The sequence below is a fragment of the Pseudonocardia sp. ICBG162 genome (assembly GCF_020496225.1).
GTDB classification, from domain to species: domain Bacteria; phylum Actinomycetota; class Actinomycetes; order Mycobacteriales; family Pseudonocardiaceae; genus Pseudonocardia; species Pseudonocardia alni.
Map to the genome: position 1 here is coordinate 80,673 of NZ_JAHLJD010000019.1, position 25,265 is coordinate 105,937.

Annotated in this window: 23 protein-coding genes; 7 read left to right on the plus strand and 16 right to left on the minus strand. The window is 75.0% G+C overall.

Annotated elements, in window-relative coordinates; genetic code table 11:
- Positions 1 to 6: 6 nt before the first annotated feature.
- Positions 7 to 1,176 carry an ROK family protein gene (locus KPL60_RS18885; RefSeq protein WP_226350281.1) on the minus strand — a complete coding sequence of 390 codons (1,170 nt, stop codon included), beginning with the start codon at positions 1,174 to 1,176 and terminating at the stop codon, positions 7 to 9.
- 4 nt (positions 1,177 to 1,180) lie between these two features.
- Positions 1,181 to 2,350, minus strand: a complete 1,170-nt coding sequence (gene xylA, locus KPL60_RS18890) for a xylose isomerase (RefSeq protein ID WP_226350280.1) — start codon at positions 2,348 to 2,350, stop codon at positions 1,181 to 1,183.
- Positions 2,351 to 2,606: 256 nt separating this feature from the next.
- Here xylA and KPL60_RS34720 point away from each other — a divergent pair, with 256 nt between their 5' ends.
- Entirely contained in the window at positions 2,607 to 4,466 is a 1,860-nt protein-coding gene (locus KPL60_RS34720; RefSeq protein ID WP_226366663.1) for a prolyl oligopeptidase family serine peptidase, read from the plus strand.
- On the plus strand, positions 4,459 to 5,388 hold the full coding sequence (locus tag KPL60_RS34725) for an alpha/beta hydrolase (protein WP_226366664.1): 930 nt from the start codon (positions 4,459 to 4,461) through the stop codon (positions 5,386 to 5,388). Before KPL60_RS34720 ends, KPL60_RS34725 begins: the two co-directional genes overlap by 8 nt.
- A 13-nt stretch (positions 5,389 to 5,401) precedes the next feature.
- Here the strand turns inward: KPL60_RS34725 and KPL60_RS18905 are convergent, their stop codons facing one another.
- The 3 genes from KPL60_RS18905 to KPL60_RS18915 form a co-directional block, all read right to left on the minus strand.
- Positions 5,402 to 6,958: a serine/threonine-protein kinase gene (locus KPL60_RS18905; RefSeq protein ID WP_226366665.1), complete on the minus strand. Its 1,557-nt coding sequence runs from the start codon at positions 6,956 to 6,958 to the stop codon at positions 5,402 to 5,404.
- A gap of 139 nt (positions 6,959 to 7,097) precedes the next feature.
- Positions 7,098 to 8,522, minus strand: coding sequence for a transglycosylase family protein (locus KPL60_RS18910; RefSeq protein ID WP_226366666.1), 1,425 nt, complete (start codon positions 8,520 to 8,522; stop codon positions 7,098 to 7,100).
- A gap of 158 nt (positions 8,523 to 8,680) precedes the next feature.
- Positions 8,681 to 9,307 (minus strand): DsbA family protein, encoded by a 627-nt coding sequence (locus tag KPL60_RS18915; protein WP_226350275.1) that lies wholly within the window; start codon positions 9,305 to 9,307, stop codon positions 8,681 to 8,683.
- A gap of 103 nt (positions 9,308 to 9,410) precedes the next feature.
- On the opposite strand from KPL60_RS18915, the gene pepN reads away from it, so the two are divergent.
- Positions 9,411 to 12,017: an aminopeptidase N gene (gene pepN / locus KPL60_RS18920; RefSeq protein ID WP_226366904.1), complete on the plus strand. Its 2,607-nt coding sequence runs from the start codon at positions 9,411 to 9,413 to the stop codon at positions 12,015 to 12,017.
- A 64-nt stretch (positions 12,018 to 12,081) separates the two neighbouring features.
- Here pepN and KPL60_RS18925 read toward each other — a convergent pair whose 3' ends face one another.
- The 7 genes from KPL60_RS18925 to KPL60_RS18955 form a co-directional block, all read right to left on the minus strand.
- The gene (locus KPL60_RS18925; protein ID WP_226350274.1) at positions 12,082 to 12,456 is read right to left on the minus strand and encodes a hypothetical protein; all 375 of its coding nucleotides are present in this window, start codon (positions 12,454 to 12,456) and stop codon (positions 12,082 to 12,084) included.
- 118 nt (positions 12,457 to 12,574) lie between these two features.
- A complete protein-coding gene (locus KPL60_RS34730) occupies positions 12,575 to 14,134 on the minus strand; it encodes a sensor histidine kinase KdpD (RefSeq protein ID WP_226350273.1) in 1,560 nt (519 codons plus the stop codon).
- Positions 14,135 to 14,234: 100 nt separating this feature from the next.
- Positions 14,235 to 14,906 carry a response regulator transcription factor gene (locus KPL60_RS18935; RefSeq protein ID WP_226366667.1) on the minus strand — a complete coding sequence of 224 codons (672 nt, stop codon included), beginning with the start codon at positions 14,904 to 14,906 and terminating at the stop codon, positions 14,235 to 14,237.
- Between the two features lie 152 nt (positions 14,907 to 15,058).
- Complete coding sequence (locus tag KPL60_RS18940; protein WP_073575554.1) at positions 15,059 to 15,538, minus strand: DUF5130 family protein; 480 nt, start codon at positions 15,536 to 15,538, stop codon at positions 15,059 to 15,061.
- Positions 15,525 to 15,779 carry a hypothetical protein gene (locus KPL60_RS18945; RefSeq protein ID WP_226350272.1) on the minus strand — a complete coding sequence of 85 codons (255 nt, stop codon included), beginning with the start codon at positions 15,777 to 15,779 and terminating at the stop codon, positions 15,525 to 15,527. Before KPL60_RS18945 ends, KPL60_RS18940 begins: the two co-directional genes overlap by 14 nt.
- 11 nt (positions 15,780 to 15,790) lie before the next feature.
- The gene (locus KPL60_RS18950; protein ID WP_226366668.1) at positions 15,791 to 17,221 is read right to left on the minus strand and encodes a DUF2252 domain-containing protein; all 1,431 of its coding nucleotides are present in this window, start codon (positions 17,219 to 17,221) and stop codon (positions 15,791 to 15,793) included.
- On the minus strand, positions 17,218 to 17,793 hold the full coding sequence (locus KPL60_RS18955; protein ID WP_226366669.1) for a TetR/AcrR family transcriptional regulator: 576 nt from the start codon (positions 17,791 to 17,793) through the stop codon (positions 17,218 to 17,220). Before KPL60_RS18955 ends, KPL60_RS18950 begins: the two co-directional genes overlap by 4 nt.
- A gap of 96 nt (positions 17,794 to 17,889) precedes the next feature.
- Here KPL60_RS18955 and KPL60_RS18960 point away from each other — a divergent pair, with 96 nt between their 5' ends.
- The gene (locus KPL60_RS18960) at positions 17,890 to 18,819 is read left to right on the plus strand and encodes an NmrA family NAD(P)-binding protein (RefSeq protein WP_226366670.1); all 930 of its coding nucleotides are present in this window, start codon (positions 17,890 to 17,892) and stop codon (positions 18,817 to 18,819) included.
- On the opposite strand, the gene KPL60_RS18965 is transcribed toward KPL60_RS18960, so the two are convergent.
- Complete coding sequence (locus KPL60_RS18965; protein WP_226366671.1) at positions 18,789 to 20,138, minus strand: UDP-glucose/GDP-mannose dehydrogenase family protein; 1,350 nt, start codon at positions 20,136 to 20,138, stop codon at positions 18,789 to 18,791. The two genes, KPL60_RS18960 and KPL60_RS18965, sit on opposite strands and share 31 nt — an antisense overlap.
- A 101-nt stretch (positions 20,139 to 20,239) precedes the next feature.
- Between KPL60_RS18965 and KPL60_RS18970 the strand changes: the two genes are divergently transcribed.
- Entirely contained in the window at positions 20,240 to 20,908 is a 669-nt protein-coding gene (locus KPL60_RS18970) for a GPP34 family phosphoprotein (protein ID WP_226366672.1), read from the plus strand.
- 4 nt (positions 20,909 to 20,912) lie between these two features.
- Here the strand turns inward: KPL60_RS18970 and KPL60_RS18975 are convergent, their stop codons facing one another.
- Complete coding sequence (locus tag KPL60_RS18975; protein WP_226366673.1) at positions 20,913 to 21,512, minus strand: dTDP-4-dehydrorhamnose 3,5-epimerase family protein; 600 nt, start codon at positions 21,510 to 21,512, stop codon at positions 20,913 to 20,915.
- Positions 21,509 to 22,471, minus strand: a complete 963-nt coding sequence (gene rfbB / locus KPL60_RS18980; protein WP_226366674.1) for a dTDP-glucose 4,6-dehydratase — start codon at positions 22,469 to 22,471, stop codon at positions 21,509 to 21,511. Before rfbB ends, KPL60_RS18975 begins: the two co-directional genes overlap by 4 nt.
- 71 nt (positions 22,472 to 22,542) lie before the next feature.
- Between rfbB and rfbD the strand changes: the two genes are divergently transcribed.
- A complete protein-coding gene (gene rfbD / locus KPL60_RS18985) occupies positions 22,543 to 23,394 on the plus strand; it encodes a dTDP-4-dehydrorhamnose reductase (RefSeq protein WP_226366675.1) in 852 nt (283 codons plus the stop codon).
- The gene (gene rfbA, locus KPL60_RS18990) at positions 23,391 to 24,278 is read left to right on the plus strand and encodes a glucose-1-phosphate thymidylyltransferase RfbA (RefSeq protein WP_226366676.1); all 888 of its coding nucleotides are present in this window, start codon (positions 23,391 to 23,393) and stop codon (positions 24,276 to 24,278) included. The genes rfbD and rfbA overlap by 4 nt, the downstream gene beginning before the upstream one ends.
- Here the strand turns inward: rfbA and KPL60_RS18995 are convergent.
- Positions 24,263 to 25,090, minus strand: coding sequence for a glycoside hydrolase family 16 protein (locus KPL60_RS18995; protein ID WP_226366677.1), 828 nt, complete (start codon positions 25,088 to 25,090; stop codon positions 24,263 to 24,265). The two genes, rfbA and KPL60_RS18995, sit on opposite strands and share 16 nt — an antisense overlap.
- Positions 25,091 to 25,265 lie beyond the last annotated feature (175 nt).

The window sequence follows — 25,265 nt, forward strand, 5'->3', positions numbered from 1 at the left end:
GCGGGCTCAGCCGGCGAGCAGCAGGTCCGGCTCGCCCAGCACCCGGTCGGCGACGGCGCGGGCGGTCCCGGTGACGGTGGCCGCCCGGCCGTGCGGGGACACGAGCACGGCGACGTCCGGCCCGGTCGCGACCCCGCGGCGCACCAGCTCCGCGTGCACCGCGGGGACCAGCCAGGTGCCCAGCTCGGCGTAGCTGCCACCGAGGACGACGGTGCCGACGTCGACGACGTGGAGCACCGACGTCAGCGCCGTCCCGAGCGCGGCGCCGGCCCGGGCCAGCGCCCCCGTCGCAGCCGGGACCCCCGCGCGGGCGGCGGTCCGCAGCGCCGCGACGTCGGCGGCGCCCGCGTCGCCGAGCAGGGCGGGCAGGCCCGCGTAGACCTCGACGCAGCCGGTGCCGCCGCAGCCGCAGCGCCGCCCGTCGCGCTCGATCACGACGTGCCCGATCTCCCCGGCGACGCCGCGGGCACCGGGCAGCACCCGCCCGTCGACGACGATCCCGCCGCCGATCCCGACGTCGGCGGAGACGTAGAGGAAGTCGTCGGCCTGCCCCAGGTGCGCGAGCGCCCCGAGCGAGGCCTCGTTGCCGACGAGCAGCGGCACCTCACCGAGCGCCCCGGCGTGCTCGGCGGGGCGGCAGCCGTCGAGCCGGGGCAGGTTCGGGGCCCGCAGCAGCACCGCCGCGCCGTCCGAGCCGTGCACCGGTCCGGGGACGGCGATCCCGGCCCCGGCGACCGGTCGGCCGGTGCGCGCGGCCAGGTTCGCCGCGGTCCGCGCGGCCCGCCCGAACACCGCGTCCGGGTCGAGACCGCGGTGGTCGCGGCGCCGGCGCGTCCGGTGCACCACCTGCCCGTCCAGGCCGGTGACCAGCGCGTCGACGCCGTCGACCTCGACCGACACGGCCAGCACGACGGGCCCGGTGCCGGCGAACGCCAGCGGCGTCCCGGGCCGCCCGACCCCGCTGCGGTCCGGCTCCCCCTCCGCGAGCACACCCGCGGCGACCAGCGGGTCCAGGAGCCCCGCGACGGTGCCGCGGGTCAGCCCGGTCGCCGCGGCGAGCGACGCCCGCGACGACGGCGCCGCCCGCAGCGCCCCCAGCAGCAGGCCGAGGTTGTGCCGGCGCACCGCCGGTGGACGCGCGGGCGGGGCCTGCGGGCGGGGAGATCGGTCGTGCACGGGGTCAGCGTGCCCCGGCGAGGTGCTCACACGCGAGCTGGTGCAGCCGGACGAAGCCGTACCCGCGACGCCCGAGCGCGTCCGGGTCGACGGCGTCCAACGCCGGGTCCGCGAGCAGGTCCGCCACGGTCTCCCCGTCGTTCAGGGTCGGCTCGGACAGCGCGGGCACGCCGGCCTCCTCCAGCGCGGCGACGACCTCGGGGTCGGCCCGGAACGCGGCCGCCCGCTCGCGCAGCAGCAGGTAGGTCCGCATGTTCGCCTCGGCGGAGTCCCACACGCCGCGGACGTCCTCGGTGCGCGAGGGCTTGTAGTCGAAGTGGCGGGGGCCGTCGTAGCCCGCGGTCTCGAGCAGGTCGACCAGGGCGAAGGCGTTGAGCAGGTCGCCGTGGCCGAACACGAGGTCCTGGTCGTACTTGATGCCGCGCTGGCCGTTCAGGTCGATGTGGAACAGCTTGCCCGCCCACAGCGCCTGGGCGACGCCGTGCGCCATGTTGAGCCCGGCCATCTGCTCGTGCCCGACCTCGGGGTTGACGCCCACGAGCTCGGGGTGGGCGAGCCGCTCGACGAAGGCCAGCGCGTGCCCGACGGTGGGCAGCAGGATGTCGCCGCGGGGCTCGTTGGGCTTGGGCTCGATCGCGAACCGGATGTCGTGGCCCTGCTCCAGGACGTGCCCGCAGAGCAGGTCCATCGCCTCGCGGTAGCGGTCCAGGGCGGCGCGGACGTCCTTGGCGGAGTCGTACTCCGAGCCCTCCCGTCCGCCCCAGAGGACGAAGGTGCGGGCGCCGAGCTCGGCGGCCAGCTCGACGTTGTGCAGCACCTTGCGCAGCGCGAGCCGCCGCACGGTCCGGTCGTTGGAGGTGAACCCGCCGTCCTTGAACACCGGGTGCGAGAACAGGTTCGTGGTGATCATCGGGACGGTCATGCCGGTGGCCGCGCAGGCCTCGCGCAGCCGGGCGATCTGCCGGTCGCGGTGCGCGCGCTCGGGGGCGAAGCCGAACAGGTCGTCGTCGTGGAAGGTCAGGCCCCACGCGCCGCGCTCGGCGAGCCGCTCGACCGCCTCGACGACGTCGAGCGCCGGGCGGGTCGGGGCGCCGAACGGGTCGGCGGCGGTCCAGCCGACGGTCCACAGTCCGAAGGAGAACTTGTCGGCGGGGGTCGGGGCGGGGACGGCCATCGTCTGCTCCTGGAGGTGTGGGGGCGGCTCCGGCGAGCATGCTCCCGGCAGCGGCCCCGGTCCAGGATTTGTTCGTGTTCCGTACGAACGAATCCCTCGTTCGCCGTAGCGCTTGTCACCACCCCGAAACGCAGTGGGTCTTGCGGGCGGGGCCCGGCGCACGTGAGGTGGAACCCGGTGCGGACCCACCGGGTAGTTTCGGCGTCCGGCCGCGCGGAACCGCAGGACACGACAGCAGGAACGGGGGATGTGATCGGTGGAGGCCGGGCAGACCGTGCAGATCACCCAGACCGCCCCCGACCGTGCCGTCGCCGGGGCCGAGCCCGGGCACCACTCGCCCGCAGCGTCCCCCGACGGCACCCGCATCGCCTGGATCTCCGACCGCACCGGGCGCCCGCGGGTGCACGTCGCGGCGCTGCCGGCGGACGGACCGGTCGACCCGGACGGGGCGCGGGTCCTGGAGGCCCCCGGCCCGCACGCCGACGTGACCGCGCTGTCCTGGTCCCCCGACGGCAGCCGGATCGCGGTGCAGGTCGCCCCGTGCGGCGGCGACCGCACCCGGGTGGCGCTGCTCGATCCCGACGGCGGGCCCGCCGTCGGGATCGCGACCCACGCCACCGCCGTCGTGCTGGGCGCGTGGGCGCCGAGCGGACGGTCGCTGGGCGTCACCGTGCTGTCCGACGCGACCCCGCGCGGCGCCGAGCCGGGCGACGGCACCGCCTGCCTGGTCGACGTACGCGACGGCTCCTCCACTGTGCTCGGGTCCGGGCAGTCGGCCGTCGTCCAGGCGGTGTCGGCCGACGGACGACGGGTCGTGCTGCGCACCGGCCGTCGCGGGGAGCGCGCCCTGGAGCTGGTCGACCTGCACCGCGGCACCCGGGACCGGGTGATCGGCGGGCCCGGCGGGGCGCTCACCGCCGCCGCCCGCTTCGGCAGCGCCCCGGGCACGCTCTGGGTGCACACCGACGCCGACCGCGAGCACACCGCGCTGCTCGCCGTCGCCCTCGGCCCCGCGGGTGAGCACCGCCTGTCCCCCGCCCGCCCGGTCGCCGTCCGGCCCGGCGCCGACCTGGAGGTCGTGGCGCTGGACCCGGGTGGTCCGCGGGCCGCTCTGGTGTGGAACGTCGGCGGGCGCAGCCAGGTCGAGATCGCCGACCTGCGTGGCGGCAGGCCGGAGCGGCTGCCCGCGCCGTGCGACGTCGTCACCGGCGTGGCCTTCGCCCGCGACGGCGTGTCGCTGCTGGTCGCGGGGCACTCGCCGGGGGTGGCGCCGTACGTGGTGCGGATGCCGCTCGACGCGCGCCCGGCCACCCCGCTGCTCGGCGGCACCCCGGTGACACCGCGGCCCCCGCGTCCGGAGGCGGTCGGTTTCCCGGCCGAGGACGGGCTGCGGCTGACCGGATGGCTGCACCGGCCGTCGTCGCCGACGGGGGTGGGGTTCGTGTGGCTGCACGGCGGGCCCGAGTCCGAGGAACGGCCCGGCTGGGCGCCGCTGCTGCACGGCCTCGTCGCCGCCGGGGTCACCGTGCTCACGCCAAACGTGCGCGGGTCCTCCGGGCGCGGGCGGGCCTTCGCCCGGCTCGACGACGGCCCGCTGCGGCCGGGCTCGATCGCCGACGTGCGGGCCGCGACCCGGCTGCTGGCCGGGGTGCCCGACGTCGACCCGCGCCGGATCGTCGTCGGCGGCCGGTCCTACGGCGGGTTCCTCACCCTGGCCGCGCTGACCCGGTTCCCGGAGCTGTTCGCGGCCGGCGTCGACGTGTGCGGCATGTCCGACATGACCGCCTTCTACGCCGACTCCGAGCCGTGGATCAGCGGGCCCGCGACCACCGAGTACGGACACCCGCGCCGGGACCGCGCGCTGCTGGAGGAGCTGTCCCCGCTGCGCGCGGCGGACCGCATCGCCGCACCGCTGCTGGTCGTGCACGGCGAGCACGACACGAACGTCCCGCTGGCGCAGGCACTCGCGATCCACGCGGCACTGGCCGGGCGCGGTGCGCCGGTGGAGCTGCTGCGCATCCCCGACGAGGGCCACGAGGTGCACGACCGGCACACCCGGGCCGCGGCGAACGCCCGGATCGTGGAGTTCGTGACCGCGACGGTGGCCCGTGGCTGACCGGGCGGCCCGGCCCGGGTGGGCGGTCGCGGTGCGGGCGGTGATCGGGATCGTGGCCGTGGTCGTCGTGGTGGGGATCGTCGTCGTCGCGGGCCCGGTGCTGCTCGCGGGGCACCCGGCCTACCCGGTGCTGCTCGCCGTCGTCGCCCTGGTGGGGCTGGTCCTGGTGGTGCGGTCGGGGCGCCCGGCGCGGCCCGGACGGCTGCGGACGACCGGACGGGCCGCCGGTGCGGTGCTGCTGGTCGCACTGGTCGCCGCCGTGCTGTGGCTGCGCCCCTACGCCGCCGACGCGACCGCGCTCGCCGCGACCACACCGTCGGACCGGGTCGCGGTGGTGCACACCGCGACGACGTGGGAGCTGCGCCCGACCGCGCCGTCCGGCCGGGGCCTGGTGTTCGTCCCCGGGGCGCTGGTCGACCCGCGGGCCTACCTGGCGCTGCTGCGCCCGCTGGCCGAGCAGGGGGTGCGCGTGATCGTGACCGCGCCGCCGCTGGGCGTCGCGCTGACCGATCCGGGGGCCGTCGGCCGGGCGGTCGCTTCGGCGCCCGAGGTCCGCACCTGGGCGGTCGGCGGGCACTCCCTCGGCGGTGTGGCGGCCGCGCGGGCGCTGGACGTGCCCGGGGTGCGTGGGCTGGTGCTGTGGGCGTCCTACCCGGCCGCCGACGTGTCGGGGGCGCCGGTCGCGGCCCTGTCGGTGTCCGGCTCCCGCGACGCGCTGGCCACACCGGACGCGATCGCGGACTCCTGGGCGCAGCTGCCCGCGGGGACCCGCTTCGTCGTCGTCGACGGCGGGGTGCACGCCTATTTCGGCGACTACGGCCCGCAGACCGGCGACGGTGAGGCGGGTGTGGACCGGGCGACCGCACAACGGCAGATCGTCGCCGCGACCACGGACTTCGTGACGTCGCTGCGCCCCGGCTGACCGGTCGGGACGGTCAGGCCGTGCTGAACGACTGCAGGATCTCCTGGCCCTCGCTGTCGGTGCCGACGACGAACCGGTAGTTCTCCCGGGTCGTCGTGCCGTCGTTGCGCATGAACACGACGGTCGCGGTGACCGTGTTCGGGCCCGCGTTGCGCAGGTTCTCGGCGTAGACGTTGCGGACGGTGCTGTAGAAGGTCCGGAAACCCTGGATGCCCTGGCTCTGGGCCTGCGCCTGCGGGCTGAGCATCGCGAACGCACCGTCGATGTCGCCGGGCAGCATCCGGTAGTAGTTCTGCACGAACGACACCGGGTCCTGGACCTCGCCGGTCCCCGTGGTCGGTGTCGGCGTCGGGGTGGTCGTCGGCGCGGGCGTGGTCGTCGGTGCCGCGCTCGGCGACGGCGACCCGCTCGTCGGCGGGGCGGCGATCACCGGCGGGGCGTCCTGCTGCCGGCTGGTCGAGTAGACGCCGAACGCGACACCGCCGCCGACGACGAGCAGCACGGCCACCGCGCCCAGCACGACCGGGGTGCGACGACCCCGCCCGTCCCGGGAGCGGGTGGCACCGCCCCGCCTGCCACCACGGCCGCCGGGACCGGGGATGACCTGCGGTGCGGGCACGGCCGGCGCGTCGACGACGGTCCCGCCGCCCTGCGCCTCGAGCCCGTCGGGCGCGCCCGCGCCGTCGCCGGTGTCCATCACCGCGGTCGCCGTGGACGGCGTCGCGAGACCGGCGACGGACTGGCCCGCGGCGATCCGGGCGAGCGCCTCGCGGGCCTGGGCGGAGCTGGGCCGCTCGGTGGGGTCGTTGGCCAGCAGGCGCATCAGCAGCGCGGTCAGCGGGCCCGCCTCCTGCGGCGGGGTGATCGCGCCGGTGGCGACCTTGTGCAGCAGGGCGTAGGCGTTGTCGTCGAGGCCGAACGGCGGCTCGCCCTCGACCGAGGCGTAGAGCATCGCGCCGAGCGCGAAGACGTCCGAGGCGGCCGTCGGCTCCTGGCCGCGGGCGACCTCCGGGGCCAGGAAGGCCGGGGTGCCGGCGATGACGCCGGTACGGGTGAGCTGCACGTCGTCGACGGCGCGGGACACGCCGAAGTCGGTGATCTTGGCCCGGCCGTCCTCGGCGATCAGGACGTTGCCCGGCTTGATGTCACGGTGCACGACGCCCGCGGTGTGCGCGGCGGCCAGCCCGTCGGCGACCTGACGGCCGATCGCGGCGGCCTCCCGCGGCGGGATCGGACCCTTCTCGGCGAGCACCGCGGCCAGCGAGCGCGACGGCAGGTACTCCATGACCAGCCACGGACGGTCGTCGTGGACGACGACGTCGAACATGCTGATCACGTGCGCGTGCTGCAGGCGGGCGCCGATCCGGCCCTCGCGCAGGATCCGCTGGCGGGACTCCTCCAGCTGCTCGTCGGACGGCAGGGCCGCCGCGAGCAGCTCCTTGACGGCCACCGTGCGGTTCAGCAGCTCGTCCGTCCCCCGCCACACGGCACCCATCGCACCGGCACCGATCCGCTCGTCGAGCCGGTAGCGGTTCCCGATCCGGTGGGCGTCGGGGATGGGCGAACTCATGAGGTCCAAGGGTAGGGAATCGAGGCCGGGCCGCCGTCGGCAGGGCAGGTGCTGCGAACGACCGGGAGAGGGACCACGGACCCTACGCGACCACCGGTCGCGCAGCCAGCGACCGTACGCCACACCACAGGACGATCGATCACCTCGGAAGGCCCAACTTGTTGGCACATGCCGGCCACGATCCGTAACCGCCGCGGGCGTCGCGGACCTTGGTCGCGATCTCGATCTGCTGCTCCTTGCTGGCGCCGTCGGCGGTGGGGGCGTACTTCGTGCCGCCGAAGTCGCTCCAGGTGCCCTTGTCGAACTGGAGACCACCGTGGTAGCCGTTCCCGGTCGAGATGGACCAGTCGCCGGAGGACTCGCACTGCGCCAACTCGTCCCAGGTGCCGTCGGCCGCCTTCGCCGACGACGACGGCGCCGGCTCCTTCTTCTTCTCCGGCTTCGGGGCGGGGGCCGCGGGGGCCGGGGCGTCAGCGTCTCCCCCGCCGCTCCCGTTCCCGCGGTCCTCGTCTTCCTCGTCGTCCTTGTCGCCCTTGTCGCCGCGGTCCTCGTCACCACCGGAGTCGCCACCGGACCCGCCGCCGGAGCCGCCGCTGCCGCCCTCGGCGGAGTCGTCGCCATCGGACGATCCACCGTTCCCGCCGGGAGGGTCTCCGTCCCCGCCGGAACCGCCGAAGTCGCGGTCCTCCGGCTCGGATCCCGAGGCCGGGCCGTCGCCGGCGCTGCCGCCGGAGCGGTGGCCGGAACCGCCGGAGCCCGACGGGGAGCCGCTGCCGGAGCCGTCGTCGCCCCCGCCGCCGCCACCGGTGCCGCCGTCGCCATCGGTCGAACCGGCACCGTCCGAGCCATCGCCACCCGAGCCGCTGTCCGGCCCGGCGCTGTCCGGCGCCCCGTCGGCACCGCTGCCCGTGCCACCCCGGCCCCCGCCGTCCGCCGCGTCACCCGCACCCTGGCCGTCGCCGGAACCGCCGGAGGGCCCCGCCGGGTCCGGTCCCCCGGCCGCTCCGTCGGAACCGGAACCGTCCGCGCCGGAGACCCGGCCGGACCCCGCCCTCGCCACCGCGGACCGCACCCGCTCCCCCACCGCCCGTGCGACGGCGTCGGCGTCGGGTGCGCCGTACCCGGCGGCGACGTCGTCGACCACCAGGACCCAGTCGCGGCTCCCGCCCGCGCCCTGCGGGGCCGGGAACCGGGCGATCCCCGAGCTCGCGAGCTGGGCCAGCTCCAGCGTCGTCCCGGTGGCGGGCTGCACCCACCACGGGCGCGCGGTGTCGCCGGAGAGCAGGTCGAGGTCGAGGACCACGTCGCTGCCCGCCGGGGTGTGGCCGAGCACGTAGGAGCCGTCCTCGGCCCCGGCGATGTCGACCCGGCTGTCCACCGCCGCGGCCCGCACGGTGAACGCGCCGTCGGAGTACGGGCTCAGCGACGTCCGGGGCACCGCGTCGGCGAGCGCGCCCCGGTCCAGCACGGCGCCGACCGCGAGCTGTCCGCCCGCGAGCGTCCCGGCGACCAGCGCCACCGCTCCGAGCACCGACGTCGTCCGCCGCGAGAACCAGGTGTCCACGGCCGGGCACTGTGCGCCCCCGCGGCGCCCGCCACGGCCGAACGGGCGATCCCGTTCGCGATCGCGAGCGGCGCCGCCGGGTGATCGTCACGAGTGAGGGGTCCGGTGCCACATCCGGCACCGGCCCCCTCGATCGCGGCGATCACGCCGTCACCGGCTCAGTAGTCGAAGGACGGGTCCTCGGTACGGGTGCGCTTGAGCTCGAAGAAGTGCGGGTTCTCGGCCAGCAGCCGGGCGCCGTCGAACAGGCGGCCGGCGTCCTCGCCCTTCGGGACCCGGGAGATGACCGGCCCGAAGAACGCCACGCCGTCGACGTGGATGGTCGGGGTGCCGACGTCGAGACCCACCGGGTCCATGCCCTCGTGGTGGCTGGCGCGCAGCTTCTCGTCGTACTCGGTGGAGTGCGCGGCCTCCGCCAGCGACGCCGGGAGGTCGAGCTCCTTGAGCGCGCCCGCGATGACGTCGTCGAAGTCCTTGTTGCCCTGGTTGTGGATGCGCTCGCCGAGCGCGGTGTAGAGCGGCGCGAGGACCTCCGGGCCCTTCAGCTCGGCGGCGGCGATGCACACGCGCACCGGGCCCCAGCCCTTCGACATGAGCTCGACGTACTGCTCGGGCAGCTCACGGCCCTCGTTCAGCACGGACAGGCTCATGACGTGCCAGGTGACGTCGACGGCGCGGACCTTCTCCACCTCCAGCACCCAGCGGGAGGTCAGCCACGCCCAGGGGCACAGCGGGTCGAACCAGATGTCGATGCGTGCGCGGCCGTCGGCAGCAGGAGTCGTCATACCCGGCGCAACACCGGGCACCGGCCGCGGATTCCACGGGCCGCGCCCCGGGCACCGTGATTGGATGCCGACGACACCACTCCCCGAGAGGACCCCGAACGACGTGACCCCGCCCAACCTCACCCGTGCCCAGGCCGAGGAGCGCGCGGCGCTGCTCGACGTCTCCACCTACGACGTCACGATCGACCTGACCGACGGCGCCGGAGCCCCCTCCGAGCGGACGTTCGCGGTGACGACCACGGTGCGCTTCACCGCGGCCGAGCCCGGCGGGAGCACGTGGATCGAGTGGGTGGGCGACGGCATCACCTCGGCGACGCTGAACGGCACCGAGCTCGACGCCGCCGCGTGGACCGAGGAGGACGGCCTCGCGCTGCCCGGTCTCGCCGCGGAGAACGAGCTGACGATCGTCGCGACCGGGCTCTACACCAACACCGGTGAGGGCCTGCACCGCTTCGTCGACCCCGTCGACCAGGCCGTCTACCTGTACTCGCAGTTCGAGACGGCCGACTGCAAGCGGCTGTTCCCCTGCTTCGACCAGCCCGACCTCAAGGCCCGCTACACCCTCACCGTGACCGCGCCGGAGGACTGGAAGGTCATCTCCAACGCCCCGGCGACGGTCGAGGGCGGGGTGCACCGCTTCGAGCGGACCGAGATCCTCTCGACCTACCTGGTCGCGCTGATCGCCGGGCCGTACGCGAGCTGGCACGACACCTACCGCGACGAGCACGCCGAGATCCCGCTGGGCATCTTCTGCCGCGCCTCGCTGGCCCCGCACATGGACCACGAGCGGATCTTCACCGAGACCCGGCAGGGCTTCGACTTCTACCACCGCAACTTCGGGGTGACCTACCCGTTCGGCAAGTACGACCAGCTGTTCGTGCCCGAGTTCAACGCGGGTGCGATGGAGAACGCCGGCGCGATCACGTTCCTGGAGGACTACGTCTTCCGGTCGCGGGTGACCCGCACGCTCTACGAACGGCGCGCCGAAACGATCCTGCACGAGATGGCGCACATGTGGTTCGGCGACCTCGTGACCATGCGCTGGTGGGACGACCTGTGGCTCAACGAGTCGTTCGCGACCTGGGCGTCGGTGCTGTGCCAGGCCGAGGCGACCGAGTACACGGGCGCCTGGACGACGTTCGCGAACCTCGAGAAGTCCTGGGCCTACCGGCAGGACCAGCTGCCCTCGACGCACCCGATCGCCGCGGACATCCCGGACCTGCAGGCCGTCGAGGTCAACTTCGACGGCATCACCTACGCCAAGGGCGCGTCGGTCCTCAAGCAGCTCGTCGCCTACGTCGGGCTGGAGCCGTTCCTGGCCGGGCTGCGCGACTACTTCGCCGCCCACGCCTGGGGCAACGCCACCTTCGACGACCTGCTGGGCTCGCTGGAGAAGGCGTCCGGCCGGGACCTGTCGGACTGGGGCGCGCAGTGGCTGCGCACCACCGGCCTGAACCTGCTGCGCCCGTCGTTCCAGCTCGACGAGGCCGGGAAGTTCACCTCGTTCGACGTCGTGCAGGGCGGCGCCCGGCCGGGTGCCGGTGAGCTGCGCACGCACCGGATCGCCGTCGGCGTCTACGACGACGACCCGGAGACCGGCAAGCTCGTCCGCACCCACCGCGTCGAGCTCGACATCTCCGGCGAGCGCACGGCCGTCCCGGAGCTGGTCGGGCTGCCCCGCGGCAAGCTCGTCCTGGTCAATGACGACGACCTCACCTACTGCGCGCTGCGCCTGGACCCGGGCTCGCTCGCGACCCTGGTCGACCGGATCGGCGACATCGCCGAGTCGCTGCCGCGCACGCTGTGCTGGTCCTCGGCGTGGGAGATGACCCGTGAGGCCGAGCTGAAGGCCCGTGACTTCGTCACCCTGGTCGCCGGCGGGTTCGACACCGAGTCCGAGATCGGCGTCGTGCAGCGGCTGCTGCTGCAGGCCCAGACCGCGACGGCGTCGTACTGCACCCCGGAGTGGGCGCAGGGCCGCGGCTGGCCGCTGCTGACCGACGCGCTGCGGTTCCGCCTGGACACCGCCCCGCCCGGGTCGGACGTCCAGCTGGCGGTGGTCAACGCGCTGACCGCCTCGGTGCTGCCGGAGAACACCCTGGACCGGATGAAGGGCTGGCTGCTCGACGTCGACGTCCCGAAGGGACTGACCGTCGACGCCGACCTGCGCTGGCGGCTGCTGCACGCACTCGTCGCGCACGGGAAGGCCGGCGAGACCGAGATCGCCGAGGAGGCCGAGCGCGACGCCACCTCCACCGGGGCGCGGCAGGCCGAGCGGGCCCGCGCGCTGATCCCGACCGCGGAGGCCAAGGAGCGGGCGTGGCAGCGCGCCGTGCACGACGACTCCCTGCCGAACGCGATCAACGAGTCGGCGATCTCCGGGTTCTCCCACCCCGCACTGTCGACGGTGAGCCCCGGGCTGCTCGACGGCTACGTCCAGCGCTACTTCGACGAGATCGACGGCGTGTGGGCGCGCCGGACCTCGGAGCTGGCGCAGAACGTCGTCGTCGGACTGTTCCCGTCCTGGGCGGTCGCGGAGCCGACCGTCGCGGCGGCGGACGCCTGGCTCGCCGACGAGTCCAAGCCGGCGTCGCTGCGCCGGCTCGTGTCCGAGGGGCGCGCCGGGATCGTGCGCGCGCTGGCCGCCCGTGAGTTCGACGGTCAGGCCACTCCGGACCCGGAGCGGACCACCGCGGTCCAGCAGCCCTGACCCACGCACGACGGCGCCCCGGGAGTCCGTGCTCCCGGGGCGCCGTTCGTGTGTCGGGGTGTGGTCAGCGGCGGCGCAGCCACCGCCGCAGCGGGTTCGTCGACGCCGGTTCGTCGGCGGAGCGGAAGCCCGCGCAGACACGCGGCCCGCAGCTGCCGCAGTCGGTGCCCGGGCGGTAGTGGTCGTGCAGGTCCTCCGGGTGGCCGCAGGTGCACAGTCCCACCTGCGGGACGACGGGCGCGGGCGGACCGGCCGGGGTCCGCGGCTCGGACGGTGTGCGCGGCCGGGGCAGCGCCGGGACGGGCTCCAGGCCCGTCGGCGGTGTCAGGACCGCGGCCGTGGGGGTGGCGGGGGTCCTGCGGTCGGTGCCGTCGTTCTCGTGCGCCATGGTGACCTCCTTCGTGCCGGCGAACGGCAGCGCGGACGACCATCGCGTCATCGCACCGTGCCGTTGCGTCACCCAGTATGAGATCGCGTGGGGCGCGTGGGAATGGCTCGCGGCGACGAAAAGACCTTCCGTGGACGGAACGGCAGGTCGTGGACACGTCGCCACCCGATCAGCGGGCCACCGGAAGTGTGAGTACGGCAAGACAGCCGCGGGGTGCGTCCACCGTACGGAGCACCAGGGTGCCGCCGTGCTCCTGAGCGAGCTGGGCGCTGATGTGCAGCCCGAGCCCGGAGCCGCCGGCGGCCTCGTCGTGCCGGCCGCGGACGATCTCGAGCTGCTCCTGCCCGTCCGGCAGGCCGGGGCCGTGGTCGCGGACCTCGACGGCGACCAGACCCGGCTCGTCGGCGAGGCGGGCCCGCACCACCACCGGGGTCCGGGGCGCGTGCCGGTCGCAGTTGGCCAGCAGGTTCGTCACGACTTGGCGGGTGAGCGACTCGGGCGCGGCGACGGGGGGCAGGTCGTCCTGGGTGTCGAGGGTGATGCAGCGGCCGTCGCGCAGGTCCACCAGGGTGCGCAAGGCCTCCCCGACGTCGTGCTCGCCGCCGGTGTCCGCCCCCGGCGACGGGGCGACCGGGGCGTAGTCCGGGCCGTAGTCGAGCAGGGCGGCGTCGCGCCCGTCGACCATCGGGTCGGCGACCGTGTCCTCGACGGTGATCGGGGTCTGCAGCATCTGGCGGAGCCGGTTCAGCTCGGCGAGCACCGCCTCCCGCATCCGGGCGACCTGGGGGTCGTCACCGGGGCGGGTCGTCAGCAGCTGCGCGGCGCCGGCCAGGCCCGCCAGGCCGTTGCGCAGCTCGTGGTCGCGCTCGGCGGTCTGGCCGGTGGCCCGTTCGAGCAGCGCCGACGCCTCGCCGAGGGTGTCCTGGAGCTGGTCGTAGTCGTCCTGCATCTGGGTCACCGCACGCAGCGCCATGGTCAGCAGCGCGGTGAGCACCACGCCCATCCCGAGCACCCGCAGCGACGGGTAGACCAGGCCGGCCGTCGGTTCCTGGCCGGGCACGATCGCCCGGTACAGCTGCGACACCGCGACGATCAGCAGGCCGAGCCCCATCCGGGCCCGGATCCGGCTCGGGCGCCGGTAGCCGTCGAGCAGGAACAGCACCGCGACCAGCGCCCAGCCGCTCTGCACCACGATCGAGTAGAGCGGCGAGGTCGCCACCATCCGGGTGAACGGGCTCTCCGCCTGCGACGCGACGACCCCGCCGATGACGAGGGCGACCGCGGCCAGCGCCCAGCCGCCCCAGGCCCCGAGGACCAGCGGCGGCCGCAGCGCGGCGACCAGGATGCACAGGCTGATCACGAACATGGTCAGCACGGCCAGCCGCGGGGTGCCCGCCGGGTACTGCGGCAGGACCAGTGCGGACAGCGGGAGGAGCACGACGCCGTAGAGCAGGAGGGCGGCCCCGAACCACGACGGACGGGGGTCCCCGGACAGCCGCCCCGTCACCAGCGCGACGATCGCCGCCGCCGAGCCGACCGCGGCCGCGACGAGGGTGAGCACCGCCGTCGCGTCGGACAGGTCGATCCGTCCGTCGACGACCGCGGGGCGGCTCACCGCCACCACGAGGACGGCCAAGACCGCGACGACCAGCACGTCGGTCAGGTGTCCGGCCAGGAACCGGGCCCGCCGCTGCGGCCCCAGGAGCGCGCCGAGGAAACCGGACGCCACGTCCCCTCCGCTCCGAAGAAGTCGCCGGACTGATGAGAAAGCGATGATAGGACTCGTCATTCTCGGTGACGTTCGGTGGCTGTGTTGTGGGCCGAACGGGTCAGATCCCGGCGGCCTTGCGGTAGAGCGCGACGGCCTCCAGCTGGGAGCCGACCTCCAGCTTGGTCAGCACCGCGCGGATCTGCGTCCGGACCGTCGCCAGCGAGACGACGAAGTGGTCGGCCACCGACTGCGCACGCTTGCCGCCCGCCCGCAGGGCGAGGACCTCGCGCTCGCGCTGGGTGAGCCTGCCCAGCTTCTCGTGCAGGTCGCGGCGTTCGTGCTCCCGGTCGCGGTGCAGCCGGATGAACTGCTCGCGGCGGCCCGGCGGCATGATCGAGCGCCCGGCGTGGGCCTCGCGGATGGCGCTGAGCAGCGCCGGGAACGGCGCGTTCTTGGGGACGAACACGAACCCGCCCGCGTCCAGGGCGGCGCCGACCCGGCCGGCGTCGGAGCTGCCGGACAGCACCACCACCCGCCAGCCCGCCTCGCAGAGGGGGCCGACGAGCCGGACCCCGTCGATGCGGTTGCCCTCCGGGTCACGCCCCAGGTCGAGGTCGAGCACGATGAGCCCGGGCGTGACGCGTCGGGCGTGCTCCAGGACCGCGGCGGCGGAGCGGACCGGCTGGAAGGTCGCGTCCTCGCCCTCGGCGCGCAGGTTGAGGGCGAGAGCGGACCCGACCAGCTCGTGGTCGTCGACGATCAGGATCGGGCTGCCGGTGGGGCCGGTCACCGCTCGGTCCTCCCGCTGCGCACCATGGGGGACACCTTAGAGCCGCTGCGCCGATCGTGGTGGGCCGCGAGTGACGGACACGCGGGCGCCGCACTGTCCACGGACGCGCCCGGGTGTCCGCCTGCGGTGTCCACCGGGTGGGAAACCCCAGCTCAGGGGCGGCTGCCGGCCTGGTCCGCCAGCATCCTCAGTCCGGACAGGATTCCACCGAACAGATCGCCCTCCTTGAAGGACGCGACCATGCTCATGAGAGCGAGCTTGGCGCCGCGGTCGGGGAGGCGGACCTTCGCCTCGGCGCCGGTCACGATCTCCAGCAGGCGCTGCTCGGGGCTCACGGCGACGAGCACCGCGTCCTCGTGGTCGTCGACGCGCCCGTGCAGGTCGACCGCGGTGGCCCGCGCGTCGGCACCCAGGTCGCCCAGGTACAGCGCGAACCGCAGGCCGGTCTCGCGGCTGGCCAGGTACAGCGCCTCGTCCAGGCGGGTCAGCTGCACCGGGGTGAACGGGTGCGCGGCCGCGGACGGCTCGACGAAGTTCTCGGCCACCGACAGGCGACCGGAGTTCGTGACGACCGACCCCTCGGGCAGGTCCTCCTCGTTGCCGGTGAAGACGGCGAGGTCACCACTTGCCACCGGTACCTCCTCGGGTGTCGCCGCCCTCGGACGGGGCGGTGTCGCCGTGTCCGGCGTGCGCGGCGTGGTGCCCCGCGGCGGACGGCTCGGCGATCCAGAACAGCGGCTCGTACGGCCAGGGGTCACCCGCGTTGTAGCGGGGGCGGTTGCTCCGGTTCCGCATCGCGATCCAGCCCCAGATCGCGAAGTACAGGACAGCCGGCGCGACCACGAAGACCAGCAGGGTTTCGACGACGGTCACGGGGCCAGAACCTAGCCGATCGCCGTGCCCGGCACCTGCTCAGGTGTCCGATCCGACAGCCGCCCGGACCGCACCGCGCGGACCAGCGCGTCATGATCGGCTTCGGTCTGGTCGGCGTAGGCCCTGGCGAACGTCGCGAGCGCCGCGGCCACCTTGCCACCCTTCCCCAGGTAGCCGGCGATCATCGACGCCCCCGAGGTGCGGGCGTGCCCCTTGGCGAGCAGCCTGCCGCAGACGTCGGCGTAGTCGGCCAGCGCGGGGGCGTCGAGGGTGTCGGGGACGATCGCGCCCTTCATGTCGCGGAACTGGCGGACGTAGTACTGGCGGCCGTTGATCGTCGTCCAGCCCAGGAGCGGGTCGGAGACGGTCTGCAGGGCCTGCTGGTACTCCACGACCCGCTGGCCCTGGTGGGCGTGCCAGGCCTCGCCGCCGTGCACCCACGGCGCGACGACCGACCGGCGCGCCTGCTTGAGCTGCAGGAACAGCACGTCGTCGGGGCTGGAGCCCTCACAGAGCACGAGGTAGGCGCGCAGCCCGACCGAGCCGACCCCGACGACCTTGTGGGCGACGTCGACGGCGTGGTAACCGCCGAGGATCCGGCTCCAGTGCGGCGGCAGCGTCGCGAGGTACTCGTCGAGGGCGGCCAGGATGCGCGCGGTGTGCCCGTCGTCGGGGTGGGTGATCAACGGCGGCTCGGTGACGATCCGCCGCGCCCCGCCCTCCTCGGTCACGAACCGGGGCAGCGCGCGGTCGCTGGTGCGCCGGCGCGCCCGCTCGGCGGCCTTGTCGATGACCCGGCGCGAGGTCTTGTGGTCGGCGTCCGAGCGCAGGGTGTCGATGTCCATGATGTCGAACGAGCGGGCGAGCAGCGGCTCGTCGGCGAGGTGACGCAGGTGCTCGGCGTAGGAGGTCACGCAGCGGGTGACGGCCTCGCCGCACTGCTCCTCGGTCGCGCCGGAGTCCCGGCCGGCGACCCAGGTGGAGGACACCAGCCGTCGCAGGTCCCACTCCCAGGCGCCGGGGTGGGCCTCGTCGAAGTCGTTGAGGTCGAAGACCAGGTCGCGCTCGGGCGAGGCGTAGAAGCCGAAGTTGCCCAGGTGGGCGTCGCCGCAGATGACGGGGTGCACGCCGGTCTCGGGCAGCACCGCGAAGTCCGCGGCGTGCAGGGCCGCGGCGCCGCGCAGGAACGCGTGCGGGGAGGCGGTCATCCGCTGGATCCGCAGCGGGACGAGCTCGTGCACGCGCCCGGCGTTCTGCGCCTCGACGACGTCGACCGGGTCGGCCCGGCGCAGCTGCGCGGACCACTCGGCGAGCCCGGACCGGGGCGCGACCTTCCGCAGCCCCTTGCCGATGCGGTAGCGCTCGGCGCGGGGCGTGGAGGCGCGCTGCAGCGAGCCGAACGCCGCGCGGTCCGATCCGGCGAGGACGGGGTGCGAGGTCACGCCTGCGTTCTACCGCAGCCCGCTCCCCGGAGCCCGTCCACGGTCAGGCGCAGCAGCCTCCGTGCGGTGGACGGGTCCTCCCCCGCCGCCGTGGACACCACCGCGGTGAGGGCGACGACGTCCTCGGGGCGGGCGTCGGGGTGCAGCCCGCCGGCGGCGGCCGCGGCGGCCACCAGCGGACGGACGGCGGCCCGCACCCGGTCGGTGTGGCAGACCGGGGCGTCCGCGGCGGGCTCGGCGAGCAGGACCTCGACCACGCCGCGGGTGGTCGCGACGTAGTGGACGAACTCGTCGAGCCAGGTCCACAGCGCGGTGGCGGGCTCGGCACGGCGGAGCGCCTCGGCGCGGGCGCAGAGGGTGTCGACGCCGTCGGCGAACACCGCCTCGAGCAGCGCCCGGCGGGAGGCGAAGTGCCGGTGCAGGGTCGCCGACCCGACACCCGCCCGGCGGGCGATCTCCTCCATCGACGCCTGCGCCCCGTCCCGTGCGACGACCTCCATCGCGGCGCCGAGCAGGCGTTCCCGGTTGCGGAGGCGGTCGGCCCGCGGGGCCGCCGTGGCGTCGCGCGACATGGGTCCTCCCGGACGGCTCGACAAAACGGAGTGGTCCTCCATATCGTAGCCGACAGAAAACGGGGGGACACCCCGTTTCATCGGGAGGAGCACGACATGGACGATCCGGTACTGGTCACGGGCGCGACCGGCAGGCAGGGCGGGGCGGCGGCACGGGCGCTGCTCGCCGCGGGGACCCCGGTCCGGGCGCTGGTCCGCGACCCCGGCACCACCGCGGCACGGGCGCTCGCCGACGCCGGCGCCACCCTGGTCACCGGCGACCTCGACGACCCGGCGTCGGTGACGGCGGCCGCCCGCGGCGCCCGCGGGGTGTTCTCGGTGCAGATGCCCGACCTCGAGGACCTGCTCGGTGACCGGGAGCTGCGGCACGCCGACGCGATCGCGGCCGCGGTCCGGGAGGCGGGCGTCGCGCAGGTGGTGCACACCTCGGTGTCGGGGGTCGGCGAGCTGGGGCACCCCGGCGCCGTCGACGCCACGGTCTGGGGCGAGCACATGGCCCACTACTGGCGGTCCAAGGCCGTCGCGGAGGAGGCGCTCGCCGGGGCCGGGGCCCGGTGGGTCACCCGGCTGCGGCCCAGCGGGTTCATGGAGAACTTCGTGCCGTGGTCGATGTACCTGGCCGGGGGCGACGCGCCGCGGCTGCTGCTGGCGCTGGACCCGGACCTGGTGCACCCGTTCGTCGCGGTGGCCGACATCGGGGCCGCGGCGGCCGCCGCGTTCGCCGACCCGGACCGGTTCGACGGCGTCGCGCTCGACCTGGTCGGCGAGCGCCTGAGCTACCGGCAGGCGGCCGCGGCGCTCACCGAGGCCTGGGACGTGCCGTTCACCCTGACCGAGAGCCCGGAGCAGGCCCGCGCGGAGGGGCTGGTCGAGGCGTTCGTGCAGTCCCACGCCTTCGTCGACGCCCACCCCCGCGCCGCCGGTCCGGAGCGGGCGCGGGAGTTCGGGCTCGACCCCGTCGGGTTCGCGGCGTGGGCGCGGACCGTGGGCCGGCCTCAGACGTTGCGCCTGCCCAGCGCGCGGTAGGTCCAGCCCGCGGACTCCCAGACCTCGCGGTCGAGGGCGTTGCGGCCGTCGAGCACCCGGCGGGTCTTCACGACCTTCCCGAACGAGCCCGGGTCGAGCTCGCGGTACTGCTTCCACTCGGTCAGCAGCAGGACGACGTCGGCGCCCTCGGCGGCCTCCTCCGGGGTGTCGACGCAGTCCAGCTGCGACCAGTGCCGCCGCACGTTGGGCAGCGCCTGCGGGTCGGTCACCCGGACGTTCGCGCCCTGCAGCTGCAGCTGCGCGGCCACGTTCAGCGCCGGGGAGTCGCGGATGTCGTCGGAGTCGGGCTTGAAGGCCGCGCCCAGCACCGCGATCCGCTTGCCGAGCAGGGAGTCGTCGCACACCTGGCGGGCCAGCTCGACCATCCGGATCCGGCGCCGCATGTTGATGTTGTCGACCTCGCGCAGGAAGGTCAGCGCCTGGTCGGCGCCCAGCTCGCCGGCGCGGGCCATGAACGCCCGGATGTCCTTGGGCAGGCAGCCGCCGCCGAAGCCGAGCCCGGCGTTGAGGAACTTGCGGCCGATCCGGTCGTCGTGGCCGATCGCGTCGGCGAGCTGCTTCACGTCGGCGCCGGTGGCCTCGCACAGCTCGGCCATCGCGTTGATGAAGGAGATCTTGGTGGCGAGGAAGGAGTTCGCGGCGGTCTTGACCATCTCCGCGGTGGCGTAGTCGGTGACGACCTTCGGCGTGCCGTCGGCGACGATCCGCGCGTAGACGGTGTCCAGGACCTTCTCCGCGTCCACCGCGGTGTCCACGCCGGACAGCGCCGGGACGCCGTAGACGAGCCGGTCCGGGTGCAGGGTGTCGGCCACCGCGAAGCCCTCGCGCAGGAACTCCGGGTTCCACGCCAGCGCCGCGTCCGGCACCCGGGCCGCGACCTGCTCGGCCAGCCGGGCGGCCGTGCCCACCGGCACCGTGGACTTGCCGACGACCAGCTCGCCGGGTCCCAGCACCTCGATCAGCGACGCCGTCGCCGCCTCGACGTAGGTCAGGTCCGCGGCGTACTCGCCGCGCCGCTGCGGGGTGCCGACGCACACGAAGTGCACCGCGGCGCCCCGGGCGTCGGCCATGTCCGAGGAGAACGACAGCCGCCCCGAGTCCAGCGACCGGCGCAGCAGCTCCTCGAAGCCCGGCTCGAAGAACGGGACCCGGCCCGCGGCCAGCGACTCCGCCTTCGCGACGTCGACCTCGATACCGACGACCTCGTGGCCCAGCTCCGCCATCGAGGCCGCGTGCACGGCTCCGAGGTAGCCGCACCCGATGACCGACAGCTTCAGCGGGGTGGTGTTCTCCGACATGGCCGGAGGTTAGCTGCCGCCCCGGACGGGCTGTCGCAGACGTCGGGCAGTGTGCGTCCCGGTGACGCCGAGATGTCGCGCCGGCACTAACGTCCTCGGCCGTGCGGACCCTGCTGCTGGCCGAGGAACTGCTCCTGCTGGGGCTCGACCGCTCGACCGGCCGGATCGGTGACCGGTTCGACGGGCGGGTCCTGCCCGTCGCGCTGGTGCGCGACCTGGTCGACGCCGGCGCGCTGCACCTCGACGGCGGGGACGGCCCCGACGGCGGCGACACCGTGACGCCGTCGGGCGGGGAGCCCGACCACCCCGCGCTGGCCGCGGCGCTGGCCGCGGTCACCCGGGACGGCACCGACACCGGCTCGCACGCCGTCGCCGCCACCGCGGCGCACCTCGCGCGGACCCCGGCGGGCTCGGCGGGCGGCGCCGTGGGGCAGCTGGTCTCCGACGGGGTCCTCGCCGCGCAGGAGTACCGCCGGTTCGGGCTGTTCCGCCGGGTGCTGCTGACCGAGCAGGACCCGGAGCCGGCCCGGGCGCTGCGGACCCGGCTGGCGTCGCTGCTGGTCACCGAGACGGCGCCGGGCGGGCACGACGGCCTGCTGCTCGCGCTGCTGGGGCTCACCGACCTCGCCGGTGACGTGCTGCCGCCGGAGATCGACGCGGAGACGCGCGGGGTCGCGCAGCACCGCGCGGCGCTCGTCGCGGAAGGGGCGGCGCGGGACCCGTTCGTCCGGGCCTACTTCGCGGTGCGGTCCGGCTGGGCCGGGAACTGAGCCGCTACCCGCGCAGCTCCGCCAGGCGGGCGCGGCAGCTCTCCCAGGTCGGCAGGGCTCCCGCGGCGAGGGCCTCGTCCAGGGTGGGCGCGGCGCGGTCCTTGTCGGACAGCACCGGCTCGACCCCCTCGGCCCAGGGCAGCGCGAGGGCCGGGTCCAGCGGGCTGATCCCGTGCTCGGCCGCCGGGGTGTAGGACGTCGAGCACAGGTACCCGACGACGGTGGTGTCGGCGAGCGCCTGGAAGGCGTGCCCGAGCCCCTCGGACAGGTAGACCGCCCGCATCGAGGCGGCGTCGAGGTCGACGGCCTCGGCCCGCCCGAACGTCGGCGACCCGACCCGCAGGTCCACCACGACGTCGCGGACGGCGCCGGCGGCCACGTAGAGGTACTTGGCCTGGCCGGGCGGCACGTCCGCGTAGTGCACGCCGCGCACGACCCCGCGCGCCGACACCGACTGGTTGGTCTGGGCGACGGTCAGGTCGAACCCGATCGCGTCGCGGAACGCCGGGCCCTGGAAGGGCGCGGTGAACGAGCCGCGGTGGTCGGCGAAGGTGGTCGGCTCGAACAGCCAGGCGCCCTCGATCGACAGCGGGGTCGCCTTCACGCCCACCAGCTCCGGTGGTCGCGGTACCAGGCCACGGTGGCGGCCAGGCCCTCGTCGAACGGCACCCGGGGGGCGTAGCCGAGCTCGTCGCGGATCTTCGACCAGTCCACGGAGTAGCGGCGATCGTGCCCCTTGCGGTCGGCGACCCGCTCGATGCGGTCCTCCCCCACGCCGACGGCGGCGAGCAGCGCGCGGGTCAGGTCCAGGTTGGTCAGCTCCGTGCCGCCGCCGATGTTGTAGACCTCCCCGGCGCGGCCCGTCGTGGCGGCCAGGGTGATCCCGCGGCAGTGGTCGGAGACGTGCAGCCAGTCGCGGACGTTGAGGCCGTCGCCGTAGAGCGGGACGGTGCCGCCGTCGAGGAGCCGGGTGGTGAACAGCGGGACCACCTTCTCCGGGAACTGGTACGGCCCGTAGTTGTTCGAGCAGCGGGTGACCACCACGTCCAGGCCGTGGGTGCGGTGGTAGCTGCGCGCCAGCAGGTCACTGCCCGCCTTCGCCGCGCTGTAGGGCGAGTTCGGCTCCAGCGGGTGGGTCTCGGGCCACGAGCCCGACGCGATCGAGCCGTACACCTCGTCGGTGGAGACGTGCACGAACCGGCCGACGCCCGCGTCCAGCGCGGCCTGCAGCAGGACCTGGGTGCCGACGACGTTGGTCGTCACGAAGTCCGCCGCGCCGGTGATGGAGCGGTCCACGTGGGTCTCGGCGGCGAAGTGCACGAGCAGGTCGGCACCGCCGTCGAGCACCTCGGCGACGCGCCGGGGGTCACGGATGTCCCCGCGCTCGACCGTCAGCCGCGGGTCGTCGGCGACGAGCGCGAGGTTCTCGATCCGGCCGGCGTAGGTGAACGCGTCGAGCACGGTCACCCCGGCCCCGGCCAGCTCGGGGTGCTCCCCGCCCAGCACCTCCCGCACGAAACAGGACCCGATGAACCCGGCCCCGCCGGTCACCACGATGCGCACGTGCCCTCCCCGCTCACTGTCCGGCCCCGCCAGCGTGTCAGAGTCGGCCCCGACGATCGGGAGGTGGGCGCGTGCGCGCGTGCGTGCTGGGGGCGAACGGGCAGCTCGGGCGGGCGCTGGTCGCCGCACTGCCCGGCGCGGTGGCACTCGACCGTGCGGCGCTGGACATCGGCGACGCCGACGCCGTCGCCGCGTACGACTTCACCGGCGTCGACGTGCTGGTCAACGCGGCCGCCTACACCGCCGTCGACCGGGCGGAGACCGAACCGGGCGCGGCGTGGCGGGCGAACGCGGCCGGCCCCGCGCACCTGGCCGCGGCGGCCCGGGAGCACGGTGCCCTGCTGGTCCACGTCTCCACCGAGTACGTCTTCGACGGCACCGCGCCCGGCCCGGTGCCCGAGGACGCCCCACCGTCCCCGCTCGGGGTGTACGGCGCGTCGAAGGCCGCCGGGGAGCTGGCGGTGCGGGCGGCGCTTCCGGAGCGGCACGTGATCGTGCGGACCAGCTGGGTCGTCGGCGACGGCGGCAACTTCGTCGCCACCATGGCGCGGCTGGCCCGCGACGGGATCTGTCCCGCCGTCGTCGACGACCAGGTGGGGCGGCCGACGTTCGCCCCCGACCTAGCCGCGGCGCTGCTGGTGCTGGCCGCGTCCGGGCGGCACGGCACCTTCCACGTGACCGGCGACGGCGAGCCGGTCAGCTGGCACGGACTGGCCCGGGAGGTGTTCGCCCGCTGCGGCCGCGACCCCGGCGACGTCCGCCCGGTGTCGACCGCCGAGTACGCCGCGGACAGGCCGCACCTGGCGCGCCGACCGGCGAACTCGGTGCTCGACCTGTCGCGCGCGACCCGGGCCGGGGTCGCGATGCCCGCCTGGCGCGACGGGCTGGACGCCCACCTGGGCACGGCGGGGGTCCCGCGGTGAAGGGCATCGTGCTGGCGGGCGGCACCGGGAGCCGGCTGTTCCCGCTGACCGCGGCGGTGTCCAAGCAGCTGCTGCCGGTCTACGACAAGCCGATGATCTACCACCCGCTGACCACGCTGATGCTGGCCGGGATCCGGGAGATCCTGCTCATCTCCACCCCGCACGACCTGCCCGGGTTCCAGCGCCTGCTCGGCGACGGCGGCCGGCTCGGCCTGCAGATCACCTACGCCGCCCAGGAGCACCCCAACGGCCTGGCCGAGGCGTTCGTCATCGGCGCCGACCACGTCCGCGGCGGGCCGTCGGCGCTCGTGCTGGGCGACAACATCTTCCACGGCGCCGGGTTCGGCGACCTGCTGCGCCGCCGCGCCGCCGAGGTCGCCTCCGGCGACGCGGGCTGCGTGCTGTTCGGCTACCCGGTGCGCGACCCGCGGCGCTACGGCGTCGGCGAGGCCGCCCCCGACGGCACCCTGCTCTCGATCGAGGAGAAGCCCGAGCACCCCCGCTCGGACCGCGCCATCACCGGCCTCTACTTCTACGACGACCGCGTCGTCGACATCGCCGCGCGCATCACCCCGTCGGCCCGCGGCGAGCTCGAGATCACCGACGTCAACCGCGCCTACCTGGAGCAGGGCCGCGCCCGCCTGCAGGACCTCGGACGCGGCTTCGCCTGGCTCGACACCGGCACCCACGAGTCGCTGATGGAGGCGGGCCAGTACGTCCGCGTCCTGGAGAACCGCCAAGGCGTCCGCATCGCCTGCATCGAGGAGGTCGCCCTGCGGATGGGCTTCATCGACGCCGCCGCCTGCCACGCCCTCGGGGCGCGGCAGGCGGGCTCGGGCTACGGCGAGTACGTCATGGCCGTCGCGGATCAGTTCAGGTCGTAGATCCGCACCCAGTCGACCTCGTAGCGCGCGGGCTGCATCCGGGACCCGAAGAAGTTGTCGAGCTGGATGGTCAGGTGGCCGCGCGGCATGTCCTGGATGTTCCGGCGCACCCCGTTGGCACCGCCCGAGAAGCGGAACCACTCCCGGCCGTCGACGAAGCCGCGGACGACCGACGGGGTCCACTCGAGGGCGATGGTGTGCCACTGCGACAGCGGGGCGCCGCAGTTCGTCTCGCGGGCGAACTGCTGCTGCACCGCAACCCGGGCGTTGTGCGGGTAGTGGGTGAAACTCTCCGCGCAGGGCGCGCCCGGCCTCCCGTTCTCCAGGAAGTCGTACTCGCCGTCCTGCGGCCAGCGGTTCGAGGTCGGCCACACGATGAGCAGCGGGTGGTAGGCGCGGTTGCCCGACGCCGGGCCGGTGGCGAAGGACCGGACGCGGGCCTCCCAGCGGCCGTAGCGGCGTTCGGCGCGGCTCGCGAGCCAGCCGGTGTCGCCGTTCGCGAGGCCGGTCATCACCAGCTTCGACCCGTCCACCGTGGACCGCGAGGCGCAGCGACGGCCGTTCCCGGCGTGGCCGGGCCAGCACTCGCCGGCCCTCGTCCACCGCGCCGGGTCGGGGGCGCCGGTGTAGGAGAACTCGTCGGAGCCGGTGGTCGGCCTGCCCCAGCCGTAGCGCTCGGCCGCGGTGGTGGCGGTGGGGTTCGGCGCGGCCGGGGCGGCGGCCGCGGTACCGGCTCCGACCAGGGCGGGAGCGACGGCGGTGAGTGCGGCCAGCGCGAGCAGGGCCAGGCGACGGCGGACGGAGAAGGGCATGCGGAAAGGACCGTTCTGTGACGGGGACGGGGAGTCTCGATCGCGCGCCGATCGATGATCACCGTAAGGAGACGCGTGGAACCGGGGGCAGTCTCGCCAACTGTCGGTGTGTGCCCGGCTCCGCTCTGTACACGGACGGAGCACGACCTCCTCCTCGCGCAGGAGGCGCATCACC

Bases quoted from the DNA above. Each gene is read 5' to 3' on its own strand.
- KPL60_RS18965 (WP_226366671.1), bottom strand. From the start codon at position 20,138: ATGTCGGAGAACACCACCCCGCTGAAGCTGTCGGTCATCGGGTGCGGC.
- KPL60_RS18955 (WP_226366669.1), bottom strand. From the start codon at position 17,793: ATGTCGCGCGACGCCACGGCGGCCCCGCGGGCCGACCGCCTCCGCAAC.
- xylA (WP_226350280.1), bottom strand. From the start codon at position 2,350: ATGGCCGTCCCCGCCCCGACCCCCGCCGACAAGTTCTCCTTCGGACTG.
- KPL60_RS18960 (WP_226366670.1), top strand. From the start codon at position 17,890: ATGGACGATCCGGTACTGGTCACGGGCGCGACCGGCAGGCAGGGCGGG.
- KPL60_RS18925 (WP_226350274.1), bottom strand. From the start codon at position 12,456: ATGACGCGATGGTCGTCCGCGCTGCCGTTCGCCGGCACGAAGGAGGTC.
- KPL60_RS18995 (WP_226366677.1), bottom strand. From the start codon at position 25,090: ATGCCCTTCTCCGTCCGCCGTCGCCTGGCCCTGCTCGCGCTGGCCGCA.
- KPL60_RS18905 (WP_226366665.1), bottom strand. From the start codon at position 6,958: ATGAGTTCGCCCATCCCCGACGCCCACCGGATCGGGAACCGCTACCGG.
- KPL60_RS18915 (WP_226350275.1), bottom strand. From the start codon at position 9,307: ATGACGACTCCTGCTGCCGACGGCCGCGCACGCATCGACATCTGGTTC.